Annotated in this window: 14 protein-coding genes; 3 read left to right on the top strand and 11 right to left on the bottom strand. The window is 37.5% G+C overall.

Features of this window, described 5'->3' with window-relative positions; genetic code table 11:
- The first annotated feature begins 41 nt into the window (after positions 1-41).
- Both H4J69_RS10075 and H4J69_RS10070 read left to right on the top strand, forming a co-directional pair.
- Positions 42-830: a hypothetical protein gene (locus tag H4J69_RS10075; protein ID WP_182244455.1), complete on the top strand. Its 789-nt coding sequence runs from the start codon at positions 42-44 to the stop codon at positions 828-830.
- Between the two features lie 39 nt (positions 831-869).
- Entirely contained in the window at positions 870-1,736 is an 867-nt protein-coding gene (locus tag H4J69_RS10070) for a glucosaminidase domain-containing protein (RefSeq protein ID WP_182244456.1), read from the top strand.
- 109 nt (positions 1,737-1,845) lie between these two features.
- Here H4J69_RS10070 and ttcA read toward each other — a convergent pair whose 3' ends face one another.
- The 11 genes from ttcA to ccoN all read right to left on the bottom strand — a co-directional run bounded on the left by ttcA (position 1,846) and on the right by ccoN (position 12,068).
- Positions 1,846-2,808, bottom strand: coding sequence for a tRNA 2-thiocytidine(32) synthetase TtcA (gene ttcA, locus H4J69_RS10065; protein WP_182214355.1), 963 nt, complete (start codon positions 2,806-2,808; stop codon positions 1,846-1,848).
- Positions 2,809-2,918: 110 nt separating this feature from the next.
- Complete coding sequence (gene uspE, locus H4J69_RS10060) at positions 2,919-3,845, bottom strand: universal stress protein UspE (RefSeq protein WP_182244457.1); 927 nt, start codon at positions 3,843-3,845, stop codon at positions 2,919-2,921.
- 149 nt (positions 3,846-3,994) lie between these two features.
- The gene (fnr, locus tag H4J69_RS10055) at positions 3,995-4,714 is read right to left on the bottom strand and encodes a fumarate/nitrate reduction transcriptional regulator Fnr (protein ID WP_182214359.1); all 720 of its coding nucleotides are present in this window, start codon (positions 4,712-4,714) and stop codon (positions 3,995-3,997) included.
- 38 nt (positions 4,715-4,752) lie between these two features.
- Positions 4,753-5,430 carry a sulfite exporter TauE/SafE family protein gene (locus H4J69_RS10050; RefSeq protein ID WP_259367741.1) on the bottom strand — a complete coding sequence of 226 codons (678 nt, stop codon included), beginning with the start codon at positions 5,428-5,430 and terminating at the stop codon, positions 4,753-4,755.
- A gap of 5 nt (positions 5,431-5,435) precedes the next feature.
- Entirely contained in the window at positions 5,436-5,648 is a 213-nt protein-coding gene (gene ccoS / locus H4J69_RS10045; RefSeq protein ID WP_182214361.1) for a cbb3-type cytochrome oxidase assembly protein CcoS, read from the bottom strand.
- Positions 5,649-5,677: 29 nt separating this feature from the next.
- Positions 5,678-8,086, bottom strand: a complete 2,409-nt coding sequence (locus H4J69_RS10040; RefSeq protein WP_182244458.1) for a heavy metal translocating P-type ATPase — start codon at positions 8,084-8,086, stop codon at positions 5,678-5,680.
- An 89-nt stretch (positions 8,087-8,175) separates the two neighbouring features.
- Positions 8,176-8,670 (bottom strand): FixH family protein, encoded by a 495-nt coding sequence (locus H4J69_RS10035; protein ID WP_182214365.1) that lies wholly within the window; start codon positions 8,668-8,670, stop codon positions 8,176-8,178.
- Between the two features lie 163 nt (positions 8,671-8,833).
- Positions 8,834-9,796, bottom strand: a complete 963-nt coding sequence (gene ccoP, locus H4J69_RS10030) for a cytochrome-c oxidase, cbb3-type subunit III (protein ID WP_182244459.1) — start codon at positions 9,794-9,796, stop codon at positions 8,834-8,836.
- A complete protein-coding gene (locus H4J69_RS10025; RefSeq protein WP_070377255.1) occupies positions 9,789-9,983 on the bottom strand; it encodes a CcoQ/FixQ family Cbb3-type cytochrome c oxidase assembly chaperone in 195 nt (64 codons plus the stop codon). Before H4J69_RS10025 ends, ccoP begins: the two co-directional genes overlap by 8 nt.
- A gap of 5 nt (positions 9,984-9,988) precedes the next feature.
- Positions 9,989-10,633 carry a cytochrome-c oxidase, cbb3-type subunit II gene (gene ccoO, locus H4J69_RS10020; RefSeq protein WP_070376712.1) on the bottom strand — a complete coding sequence of 215 codons (645 nt, stop codon included), beginning with the start codon at positions 10,631-10,633 and terminating at the stop codon, positions 9,989-9,991.
- A gap of 10 nt (positions 10,634-10,643) precedes the next feature.
- Positions 10,644-12,068: a cytochrome-c oxidase, cbb3-type subunit I gene (gene ccoN, locus H4J69_RS10015; RefSeq protein WP_182214369.1), complete on the bottom strand. Its 1,425-nt coding sequence runs from the start codon at positions 12,066-12,068 to the stop codon at positions 10,644-10,646.
- Positions 12,069-12,398: 330 nt separating this feature from the next.
- Here ccoN and H4J69_RS10010 point away from each other — a divergent pair, with 330 nt between their 5' ends.
- Positions 12,399-12,809, top strand: coding sequence for a hypothetical protein (locus H4J69_RS10010; protein ID WP_182230416.1), 411 nt, complete (start codon positions 12,399-12,401; stop codon positions 12,807-12,809).
- Positions 12,810-12,835 lie beyond the last annotated feature (26 nt).

The following is a 12,835-nucleotide window of genomic DNA, read 5'->3' as shown; positions in this document are numbered from 1 at the left end:
TGCTATAATGTTGAAAAATTTACACAAAGGTAGTCATTTTCGTGGATGAAAAAAAAGTAGTACAAATTGGTGGTAGCATAGAAAAGTCTTTGCAGGGTGAATATACTATTGACGTTTCTTCGGTATTAAAAGAGGCGTGGCAATTAACACTTCGCTCGCGAATCGCTATTAATTTAGGATTACTTTTTACGCTTATTTTGGGGATTGTTGTTTCATTTTTGATCAGTAATACCATGGGTGGTATTGAACAAGTGATTAAAGACCCACAATCAACAACATTATTAAATATTGTTGTCACTATGGTTATCTATCCTTTTTTAGTTGGTGTCGAGATGATGGGCGTTTTTCATGCCGTTGGCTTAAAAACCAATAGTAAATTAATTTTTGCTTTCTTAAAACGAGGCAGTTGGGTTGCTGTTTGTGCGCTGTTAACGTCAGTATTAATAACTTTAGGTATGAGTTTATTTGTTTTTCCAGGTATTTATTTAGCGGTCGCCTTGTCATTAGTACTGCCGCTTGTAGTAGATAAAAAATTATCACCGATAAAAGCTATAACCTTGAGTTTACAAGCTACACGTTTTCAGTGGTTTAAGTTACTCGCTATTTATAGCTTACTCTTTTTAACTTTATTTTTATCTTTAATCCCCTTAGCCATTCTTGCTAAAACACAATTTTCAGTGATTGGTGTTATGCTTTTCTTAGTCGCATTAACATTTATAGCACCGCTATTTTATAATGTTAAAGGCATTTTATACCGAGAAATTTTTGGCATGCAGTTACAAGCCACGGATGTACCCGCTCAGCAAACGAGTGATACATTTTCAGCGTAAAGCTCTGTGCAAAACCTTATTGTTAACAAAAAGGCTACTATGATCATTCAATATTTGATGAGAACTGTGTTAATAAGTGTATTTTTTCTTGCGCTTATTGCGCCCTTCACTTTTTTAGCGCCAACTTTTGAACTTCCCACGCCGGAAGTAACAAACGTTGTTATCGTTCCTGTGGTCAAGGCGAAAGTAAAAGTGGTTGAGCAACCGCTTCATAACGTTAAGATCCCAAACTTTGCTTCTATAAGCGATGTTAAAACGAAAAAACGTCAGTTTTTCCGTTATATTTATCCAGCAATAGCGCAAGAGAATAGCAATATTCTTATGTTAAGGGCAGAAGTCTCCTTGATGATAGAAACACTTTTCCTCGAGGAAAATCTTTTAGCAGATCAACAAGCTTTGCTTGAGCGATTAATTAAGAAATATAAAGTTAATCAAAAACACTCGCCGCTACAGCAACTTAATGAATTATTTTTGCGTATTGATATTGTGCCTGTTGAACTAGTATTAGTGCAGGCAGCCAATGAATCAGCTTGGGGCACTTCTCGTTTTGCTCGAGTTGGTTTAAACTTTTTTGGTATGTGGTGCTATAAAAAGGGTTGTGGCATGGTGCCAAGAGGAAGAGATGACGGTGCTAAACATGAAGTAGCGGCATTTAATAGTTTAGAGCATGCGGTACAGCGTTATTTACACAATATTAATACTAATCATGCTTATGGTGTTTTTCGTTCAATTAGAGGGCAGTTACGCGCTCAAGAACAACCACTATCGCCACAAATCTTAGCAACAGGATTACTGCGTTATTCTATTAGAGGCACTGATTATGTCTTAGAAATAACAGAAATGATCCGCCATAATAAAGTGTATTTTGATAAAATATTGTCGAAGCCAAAACCTAAGGTTATTTAGGCTCGGCTTATTTTATTACGCGTCAGATAATGATGGCGAGCGATAACATTCATTCTTTTAACAGGTGTTGTTATCGCGCTTAGATACTTGGTATTAATTAAGGTAGATTCTACTTTATTTCTATAATATTCAAACTGTTACTTAATGAAAGTTTGGCTTTTGAATTGTCTTCAATATTGACGTTGTTTGTTAATTGAGCGGCAATAATAGGTTCATCATCAAAAGCGATATCGCCACCATTGATAATGCCTGAATCAGCGTTAATCCCTTTAAAATCAAAAAGTTCACTGTCACACAAATGTGATGGAACCACATTGCGAATGGCAGTAAACATAGATTCAATTCGTCCTGGATGATTAACATTCCAGTCCTGTAACATTTTCTTAATGTTTTGACGTTGTAAATTAGGTTGAGAGCCACATAAATTACAAGGAATAATTGGGAACGCTTTTAGTTGTGCATATTGGATGAGTTCTGCTTCTTTACAAAAAGCTAACGGTCTAATGACGACATGCTCACCATTATCAGAGACCAATTTTGCTGGCATTGATTTTAATTTACCGCCATAAAACATATTTAGCATCAGTGTTTCAACCATGTCATCACGATGATGGCCTAGTGCAATTTTAGTTGCGCCTATTTCTGCAGCGACCTTATATAAAATAGCTCTGCGTAAACGAGAGCATAAACTGCAGGTGGTCTTCCCCTCAGGTATTTTATCTTTAACAATGGAGTAGGTATCTTCTTGCGCAATTTTATATTCAACACCTAAAGCTTCTAAGTATTCGGGAAGGATATGCTCAGGAAAACCGGGTTGTTTTTGATCAAGATTAACGGCAACAATATCAAAATGAATGGGCGCTGATTCTTTTAACAACATTAAAATAGCCAGAAGGGCGTAACTGTCCTTGCCACCCGATAAGCACACCATTATTTTATCGCCATCTTCTATCATATTATATTGCGCGATAGCTTGGCCAACATGTCGTCTTAAGCGCTTCTCAAGTTTACTCAGCTGTATTTTTTGGCTGGGTGTTAAAGATGTTATTGGTGTCGCTGATTGAGCGCTCATAGTGTTTCCTAGAGATATTTGAAATAAAAAGTATGAATTTTACCGCGCGTAGTATAGCAAAAAGCCAAGGAAATCCTCGGCTTTTTAATGGATATTTACATATTTCAATATTAAGCTAATGGCGAGAGGTAACCATCAGGTTTTATCGCTAAGACATCACAGTTAAGGCGGTCAATGACATGCTCTGCAGTATTACCAATAAGTGCCGCTGAAATCCCCGTTCGACCAATAGTACCTAACACAACTAATTCAGCATCAACGTGCTTAGAAATACTTTGAATAACATCTTCAGGTAAACCTTCTTTAACATGGGTATTTTTAAGCGGAATATTAAAGCTATTAGCATGGTCTTTCATCGCACTTTTGTGATGATTAAACATAGTGTCGTTATATTCAGAGGCGTTAAACTCTGGAATTTCAATGGCAATATTTACTGGCGTACCTGGATAAGAATTCACTAAATGGACATTGGCTTTAATCAGTGAAGAAAACACTATTGATTCTTGGGTTAACTTATTATTAAGCGCTTTGTGCTCATCATCATCGCTACCGATATTGAGTGCGGTAAGTAAATTACCATTGCTTGGCCAGCTATGGTCTTTAACCAGTAATACTGGGCAGGGACATTTCCTTAAGATATGCCAATCTGTTGGCGTAAAAATAACCGACTTTAGCTTGTCATGTTGATGGGTGCCTTTGATGACAATATCGAAGTTTTCAGCCAGTACTTTTTTTATGATCTTTTCAAATGGGCGATTATGCCAAATAATACAGGTATCTATGGTTATGTCTTGGTGATCAGTTTCTGAAATCTTTTCTTCTAACCATAGTTTACGATCATTAATAACCGATTGACGCATTGCTTCTCGCTCATCGCCAGAAAGCATGGTGGTCATTTCATAAGATAAATCATAAATGGTTAAAAATGCAGTGATCTGTCCGCCACTATGTCGTGCTAATTCAATCGCACGTTTCAACGCTTTTTGATTTTCAGTGGTTGGATCAATAACGGCTAATATTTTTTTATACTTATCCATAATATTTACTCCCTAGTTATTAAATAATATTAATAATAGACCATAATTAATAGATATTATTTGCTTTAAATCATAATATTTCAATAAAAAAAATGCTTAACATCTTTAATGTTAAGCATTTATCTATAATTATTTAAAAAAGCGATAAACTACAGTGAAGCACACTCGTTAAGTTTATCCATATTAAGTATTGTGATGAGTTTTCCATCAACTGTGATTAATTCATTTTTTTGAAAACGATTTAATAATCTACTGATGGTTTCAACCGTTAAACCAATATAATTACCAATGTCACTTCGCGTCATCGTTAGGCGAAAATCTGTTAGTGACATACCCCGTGCATGATAGCGACTGGCTAAGGTTGAAATAAAAGTTGCTAAGCGTTGTTCAGCATTTTTGCGGTTAAGTAGCGTTAACATTTCTTGATCTGAGCGGATTTCGGAACTCATCATGCGAAGAATTTGTTTTTTCAACTTAGGCATCGTATTCGATAATGAATCTAAAGTATTGTAAGGTATCTCACAGACCATAGATGTTTCTAAGGCTTTTGCAAAACTAGGATGCTCTGACTCAGCAATAGCATCAAAACCTAATAAATCACCCGCTAAATGAAAACCGGTAATTTGTTCTTCACCTTGTTCATTTACCGTAAATGTTTTGAATGTTCCAGAGCGAATAGCGTATAAAGCTTGCATTTTGTCGCCATCTTGGAAAATTTGTTCGCCTTTATGAATAGGGCGTTTACGGTCAATAATGCTGTCTAGTGTATCGAGTTCTTTATCATTTAAAGAGAAAGGTAAACACAGCTCGCTGATACTACAGTTTTGACAATGAATATGTTGAGATGTAGAACATGGCTTTTTATACATATTAACCTAAATGAGTTATCCCTAATTTATCGATCATATTAAAACAATTGCTGATATGCAAACATTAAACTGTATATTCCGTATGAAATTATCATTAGCGCCATTATTTTCTTGAATTTCGTGTTTGTTACCAACGACTTTATACCAAAAGAGCCAAGTGAAAGACTTAACAAGGCTGGTAAAGTACCTAAACCAAAACTGGTCATAATTAGGGCGCCACTGAGGGCACTTCCACTGGCTAAGGACCAAGTTAATGTTGAGTAGACTAAACCACAAGGTAACCATCCCCAGACTGCTCCTAATGCTAGCGCTTGTTTAGCATTATTAATGGGAATAAACCTTTTACTTAACGGGGATAGATAGCGCCAAAGGAACTTACCCATTTTTTCAACTTTTGATAGCCACATTAACCATTGGCCTAAATACAAGCCTAATAAAATTAAAAATACCGCTGCAAATAACCGTAAAAAACCTAATGGAACGCCAATATTCTTTATTGCAATAGAACTACTAAATCCAACGATTGCCCCAATTAAGCTATAAGAAAAAATTCGGCCAACATTATATGCACCGACCAGCTTAAATTTATCGCTGCCTTTTTGTTGCGGTGATATAGCAGATGTTAACATCGTTGTTATACCACCGCACATACCGATACAATGTCCCGAACCTAACAAGCCGATGATGAATGCCGATAAATAATCTATACTCAACATGGCTGTTATTTACTACCCGTATCATTCTTAGCTGTATTTTCGCTATGGGTTTCAGTGGACTTTTTGGTGGTAGTGTTTTCATCTTCATCAAACAAGATACTCATACCTTGTTTCTCTAAATCATCAAATTGTTCAGTTTTTACTGCCCAAAAAAATAAATAAATGGCGATAGAGGTTAGGATTATCGCTATGGGGATCAAAATATAAATAATGCTCATGGTCTTTATGCTCTATTATAAGTTTGCGTTTACTTTTTTAATAAACGTAACGAGTTAGTGATAACCAATATCGAACTTGCAGACATACCTATAACCGCCATATAGGGGGTAATGTAGCCTGAAACGGCAAGGGGCAATACAATAGCATTATAACCGAATGCCCAAAAATAATTTTGCCAAATAATGCGACGAGTTTTATTGGCGACTTGTCTTAATGTTGTTATCGACTTTAAACGATTATTGAGTAAGATAACATCGGCACCACTTTTAGCTATATCGGTGCCACTCCCCATAGCAATCGAGACATGGGCTGCGCCGAATACTGGCGTATCATTGACACCATCGCCGACCATAGCAACGGTTGAGTTTTTAGGCTGACTTTTTATTATCGCCATCTTATTAGCCGCAGTCAAAGTACTATGTATCTCGTCTAAATGTAGCAATGCCTGAACTTTTTCACAGCCAGCAGGGTTATCACCCGATAGCATGATGGTATAAATATTACTTTTCTTTAAGTCATCTAACAGCGTTTGGGCATCATTGCGAATTTCATCGCTTAAATAAAAAGCAGCGACTAATTGGTTGTCTGCTACTAATAGGCAAGAAGCCGTCGCAAATTCTGCCAACATACTTGATTCGCTAAGCAACCAATTAGGTTTACCGATTTGAAAGTTTTGACCGTTCACTTTCCCTTGAATACCAGCACCAGATTTAATTTCAACGGCTTGAGTATGGTAGGAGTAATCACGAAATGCTTTAAACGGTTTGGCTAAAGGGTGCTCAGAATAAGACTCGAGCGCTGCTGCTATAGCTAAAACCTGCTGCTTGCTATAGTTAAGCTTTTCATTATTAAAGCGCTTTATTTCATTAATAGAAAAATCACCAGAAGTTAAGGTACCTGTTTTATCAAAAGCAATAGTGGTTAATTTCGGTAATGTTTCCATAACATGTGCAGATTTGATCATGATACCTTCGCGGTTTAAGCGTGTGGTCGCACAGGTTAACGCTGTGGGGGTTGCCAGTGACAATGCGCAAGGGCAGGTAGCAACGAGTACCGATAAGGTGATCCAAAAAGCTTCTTCAGGTAAATGCTGTTGCCAATAAAATGCAGTGCCTATAGCGGTTAGTAAAATAATCGCAACAAAGTATTGAGCGATTTTATCTGATAATTTTGCTAATTTGGGTTTATGCGCCTGAGATGATTCACTTAATCTGATCAGTTGGCTTAAAAAAGAATGTTCACTGGCTTGTTTAACTTCAACGTTGATATTACCGTCACCATTTATAGTGCCTGCAAAGACAGTATCGCCTATTGATTTATTTAAGGGTAACTGCTCACCCGACAACATCGCTTCGTTGAGTTGGCTGCTGCCTGTAATTATTGTGCCATCAGCGGGAACCACTTCGCCTGGTTTTATGAGTACAATATCGAGAGGACGAAGTTTTTTTGCTGGTAGTATGACTTCTTTTTCTGTTCCTTTATCATCAATGAGTTTTGTCGCTATCATCGGCATTAACTTAAGCAAGTTAGCCGAGACTTCCGCGGCGCGACTTCTTGCTCTAAATTCTAAAAATTTACCAATAAGTAGTAAAAAAGTGAACATCGATACTGATTCAAAATAGACTTCACCTTGCTGAGTGATTGTTGCCCAAGCACTGGCCGAAAATGCCAGTGAAATCGCTATAGCAACAGGAACATCCATAGATAAACGCTTCACTTTTAAAGCATTAATAGCTCCCTTGTAGAAGGGTAATGCGCCATAGGTGACAATAGGTAAGGTCAAGAATAAGCTCGCATAGCGTAAATAGATTAAGTTGTACTCGTCCATGCCAGAAAAGGCGCCAAAGTATAAGCCAAAAGCGATCATCATGACTTGCATCATTAAAATACCAGAGATACCTAGGCGTTTAATATAATTATTACTTTGGGTTTTGTTAAGTTTTTCGGCGGTACTCGCTTTAAAAGGGAGGGCTTGGTAACCAATATTGCTGATATGATTAATCAGCTCACTAAGTTGTACTTCACTATTATTCCATCGAACAGTTGCACGTTGTGTCGTGGCATTTACATTAATTTTAATTAAGCCGTTTATCTTGATAAGTTGCATTTCGATAAGCCACGCACATGCCGCGCAGCTTATACCGTCAATCGTTAAAATTGCTTCGCTATATTCATCATTTTTATAAGTAAATTCACTTTGTAGGCTGTCATCATCAAGTAACTTATTACGTTGTAACTGCTCAGGAACCAGAGGCTCACCTTTCAGTGCGGGAGCTGTTCTAAAACGATAATATTCACCTAAACCGTTATCAATAATCGCTTGAGCAACACTTTGACATCCAATACAGCACATCGGCTGCATGGTATTCTCAATTTTTATTGATAAATCTAACCCATTAGGAACAATTTCACTGCAGTGATAACAAAGTGTTTTCATATGTTGAGGCCAAGCAAATAATTGGTTTTTATAGAGGTGTTGCTTAGGTGAGGTTAATCAACACCTAAGCTAATAGAGACTATTGGCGCTTAGTTAGCTTCTCTAACATTAGGAATAATATCGATAAATTCACTTTGAGGTAAGAAAATAGTATTTTGAATTTTCCAGTGATTCTCAAAAGGCGTTATGGTTAAGCGCCATTTTCCCTTTACTGGTTCATCAAAGACATGCCTAAAATAGCCATTACCGTCAGGCGTGAGTGCTAAATAGAAATCTCTATCAGCAAGAGTCGGGTGATAAAAATTAAGATTTAACACCGGGAATACTTTATCAATACCGGTAGGTTTGATAATTAATTCGTTATCTTGCAGTTTTAATGCAAAGCGCATCCCTAATTTTTGGGCAAGCTTTACTTTAGATACTTCTAGGTTAATTGCTTTACCTTTTTTATAGTAATCACCAACGACTAATGGATCGGGATTATGGTTAGCAATAAAGTAAGTCGAAATACCAGCAACAACCGCGGTAGCGGGGAGAATAAAAACGAACCAAGCCCAAGGCTCTTTGTACCAAGATGTTTTCATATTAAAAATTCAGTCGGTGAAAGTGCGCATATTATACGACTTTTTTCTATTGGGAACTATTAAAAAACCAACAATTTACTCACTATTCTTGGCTTGGAAGATATAAAAAAGCCTTGCGGTAATAATACCGCAAGGCTGATATATTGAGACTAATTAAGCGCAGTTATTCTTGCGATAAACTATACACATATGCACTAACAAGATGTATTTTTTGTTCACCTAAAATATCTTTCCATGCGGGCATTACACCAGCTCGACCATTTTTAATAGATGACTCAACGGCACGTGGAGAGCCGCCATACAACCATATGTTGTCAGTTAAGTTAGGCGCTCCTAAAGGAATACCCATAGCTAAACTACCTTTACCGTCAGCACCATGGCAACTTGCGCACAGAGCGAACTTTTCTTTACCGGCAGCAGCACTGGCAACGTCAACTTCACGACCACTTAAACTCAGTACATAGGCGGTAACATCTTTAACGCCTTGATCACCTAATGCTGAGCCCCAAGCGATCATACCATTAGCATTACGACCATATAAAAGTGAATGCTTAATCGACTGTGGGTCTCCGCCGTATAACCAGTCTTTATCGGTTAGGTTAGGGAAACCGGTAGTACCACTTGCATTTGAACCATGACACTGAGAACAATTTTGTAAATATAGGCGTTGACCTACTTTTAACGCTTCTTCATCAGTGGCTAAGTCTTCAATGGTGCGTGCAGCATAGGCATCAAAAATTGGACCATATTTTAAATCGGCGGCTTCAATTTCACGGTCATACTGTACTAAATAACCATTTTCTTTTGCGGCTATTATCTGCGCTTTAGATTCAGCAAGATTCAAAATTCCTTGGTTAGAACTTTTCCAACCAATAAATCCAGTCCAATTACCTAAACCATAGAGTGCTAAATAACCAAAAGCCCAAATGATAGTTAATAAGAAGAATGTACTCCACCATTGCGGCAGTGGATTATTCAATTCTTCGATGCCATCGAAGGTGTGTCCCATTGACTCACCTTCAGGAACACCTGCAAAGTTCTTTAAACAATAGCGAAGTAGTAAAAAACAACCGACTAAAGTTCCTAGGGTTAAAACCCAAACCCATATATTCCAGAAGCTAGACATTTTTATTAGTCTCCTGTTTGCCATTCACGTCATTAAGCTCAGTCTTTTCTTTATCTTCTTCGAAGATAGAGTTTGCAGCTTCATCAAAAGCGCTTTTACGCTTTTTAGAATAAGACCAAACCACAATAATAATAAATAGTGCCAATATTAATAAAGCTATTAACCCTCTGAGGGTGCCATAATCCATCATCATTATTTCAACGCATGACCGAGAGATTGCAAATAAGCAATAAGAGCTTCCATTTCCGTTTTATCTTTAACCGCGTCTTTAGCACCGGCTAAATCTGCAGCTGAATATAACGGGATACGATTACCTTGTTCATCTTTATGGCTGCGATTGCGCGTTAAGAAATTAAAAGTAGCTAATTTCTTTTCGGTTAATTCGCCATCTAACTTGTTTTCAGCTAACCAGCTAAACGAAGGCATATTCGACTCTGGAACCACTGAACGAGGGTCAAGTAAATGCGCACGATGCCAATCGTCACTATAACGACCACCAACACGAGCTAAGTCAGGACCTGTACGTTTAGAACCCCACAAGAATGGATGTTCCCATACGCCTTCACCAGCGACTGAATAGTGCCCGTATCGCTCAGTTTCAGCGCGAAAAGGGCGTATCATTTGGCTATGACATACATTACAACCTTCACGGATATAAATATCACGACCTTCCATTTCTAAAGCGGTGTAAGGTCTGAGGTTGTCAACAGGTGTTGTCGTTGCTTTTTGAAAAAACAACGGTGTTATTTCAACTAAGCCGCCAATACTTATCGCGAGAATAGTGAAAATAGCAAACAAACCAACATTTGTTTCAAATTTTTCATGTTTATTTTTCATCGTCAGCCTCCTAATCTATGGCAACGGGCTTAAGACTTTCGTCTTCAGCATAGATAGTTTTGAACATGTTGTAAGCCATCAATAAGAAACCAGCAACAACTAATACACCACCAACGAAACGGATAAAGTAGAATGGGTATGATGCCGTTAAACTTTCAACAAAGCTGTAAGTTAGCGTACCATCGGTGTTAACCGCTCTCCACATTAACCCTTGCATGACACCTGAAATCCACATAGCAACTATATATAAAACAATACCTGTTGTGTGTAACCAGAAATGCACATTGATCAACTTAATACTGTACATGCGACCTTGATTAAATAGCACTGGAATTAAATGGTACATAGCACCAATTGACACCATAGCAACCCAGCCTAAAGCACCAGAATGCACATGACCAATGGTCCAGTCAGTGTAATGAGAAAGTGCATTTACAGATTTAATTGCCATCATAGGACCTTCAAAGGTAGACATACCGTAGAAAGACAATGAAACAATTAAGAAGCGAAGAATCGGGTCATGGCGAAGTTTATGCCATGCGCCAGAAAGCGTCATAATACCGTTAATCATACCACCCCAAGAAGGTAGGAATAACACGATAGACATTACCATACCAACAGACTGAGCCCAATCTGGCAGTGCAGTGTAATGCAAGTGATGTGGGCCAGCCCAAATGTATAAAGAAACTAATGCCCAAAAATGCACAATAGATAAACGATAAGAATAAACTGGACGTTCAGCTTGTTTGGGTACGAAGTAATACATCATACCTAGGAAACCAGCGGTTAATAGGAAGCCAACGGCGTTATGTCCATACCACCACTGCATCATCGCATCGATAGCACCTGAGTAGATAGAGTAAGACTTCATCATGGAAACAGGAATTACCATTGAATTACCAATGTGTAATACCGCAACAGTTAGTATAAAGCCACCAAAGAACCAGTTAGCAACATAAATATGCGAGGTTTTACGTTTAACTAGTGTCCCAAAGAAAACGATGGCGTAACTTATCCATACAATGGCAATTAAAATGTCAACGGGCCATTCTAATTCAGCATATTCTTTACTTGATGTGTAGCCCATAGGAAGCGTGATAACAGCGAGCACAATAACTGCTTGCCAGCCCCAAAAGGTAAATGAAGCAAGTTTGCCGCCAAATAATGTTGTTTTACAGGTTCTTTGAACCACATAATAAGAGGTAGCAAATAAGGCACTTGTACCAAATGCAAAAATAACTGCATTAGTGTGAAGTGGACGAAGACGGGAGTAGGTCAACCAAGGTGTTTCGAAATTCAACGCAGGCCAAATTAATTGAGCTGCAATTAGAACACCAACGAGGGTACCGACAATTCCCCATATTACTGTCATAACAGTAAATTGACGTACAACATCAAAATTGTAGTCTACTGATGACGCATTACTTTGAGACATGTTATGGTTTCCGCAGTTATAATTGTTAACGTAAAACGATTTTTTATGATTAAAAAAACTAAGCGCCAATGATAAGTTACAATTGAAAATATAAATTTCATTTAGCGATAAAAAATCTCCCGTATATAGTAATAATTTTGCATCGAAAAGTCATTAGAATATGCAGTAATTTTGTTGTAGATCAATAATATTTAAAAGCTTAGTACGATTAATGTACATAAAGCACCAAAGAGAGACTGTCCTATTAATAATTTTAATTACAAAAGGCTATTTATTGCTTTTTTTTTAGTCAGCATTGTCAGCTGTGACGCCCAAGAAAAATCTCAACAAGTGAGTTTGCCATTTCAGTGTTTAACTTCGCAAAGCATCTGTGAAGTTAAAACCATTTTTGGCAGGATGTTAGTTAAGTTTAATGTTGGAAAAGTGCTAACAGAACACCCTTTTGATATACGGGTTGAACTTAAAAAAGATCATTTGCTTAAGGATAACTTTTCCGCTGAAGATTCGTATAGTGTCGTTGGCTACATGGAAGGAAAAACAATGTTTATGGGTAAAATTCCCTTGTTTTTTACTGAGGACATCACCACAGAGAAAAATTATTTTGTTGCAGAAACAATGTTAGGTAGCTGCTCTGAAGATAATATGGTTTGGCGGTTATGGTTAACAGTAGAAAAAAAATCAGCGAATAATGATAAAGAACAAACAAGTTTTTTTATCGATTTCCAGTCGAGTCGCTTTTAGTTCAATTATATCTTCTGATAAGCTAC

Origin of the sequence: Colwellia sp. BRX10-9 (assembly GCF_014077405.1) — a bacterium.
Taxonomy (GTDB): domain Bacteria; phylum Pseudomonadota; class Gammaproteobacteria; order Enterobacterales; family Alteromonadaceae; genus Colwellia_A.
This window is presented reverse-complemented; position numbering and strand designations above follow the sequence as displayed.

Coding starts and splice junctions, on each gene's coding strand:
- H4J69_RS10070 (WP_182244456.1), top strand. CDS start 870: ATGATCATTCAATATTTGATGAGAACTGTGTTAATAAGTGTATTTTTT.
- ttcA (WP_182214355.1), bottom strand. CDS start 2,808: ATGAGCGCTCAATCAGCGACACCAATAACATCTTTAACACCCAGCCAA.
- uspE (WP_182244457.1), bottom strand. CDS start 3,845: ATGGATAAGTATAAAAAAATATTAGCCGTTATTGATCCAACCACTGAA.
- fnr (WP_182214359.1), bottom strand. CDS start 4,714: ATGTATAAAAAGCCATGTTCTACATCTCAACATATTCATTGTCAAAAC.
- H4J69_RS10050 (WP_259367741.1), bottom strand. CDS start 5,430: ATGTTGAGTATAGATTATTTATCGGCATTCATCATCGGCTTGTTAGGT.
- ccoS (WP_182214361.1), bottom strand. CDS start 5,648: ATGAGCATTATTTATATTTTGATCCCCATAGCGATAATCCTAACCTCT.
- H4J69_RS10040 (WP_182244458.1), bottom strand. CDS start 8,086: ATGAAAACACTTTGTTATCACTGCAGTGAAATTGTTCCTAATGGGTTA.
- H4J69_RS10035 (WP_182214365.1), bottom strand. CDS start 8,670: ATGAAAACATCTTGGTACAAAGAGCCTTGGGCTTGGTTCGTTTTTATT.
- ccoP (WP_182244459.1), bottom strand. CDS start 9,796: ATGTCTAGCTTCTGGAATATATGGGTTTGGGTTTTAACCCTAGGAACT.
- H4J69_RS10025 (WP_070377255.1), bottom strand. CDS start 9,983: ATGGATTATGGCACCCTCAGAGGGTTAATAGCTTTATTAATATTGGCA.
- ccoO (WP_070376712.1), bottom strand. CDS start 10,633: ATGAAAAATAAACATGAAAAATTTGAAACAAATGTTGGTTTGTTTGCT.
- ccoN (WP_182214369.1), bottom strand. CDS start 12,068: ATGTCTCAAAGTAATGCGTCATCAGTAGACTACAATTTTGATGTTGTA.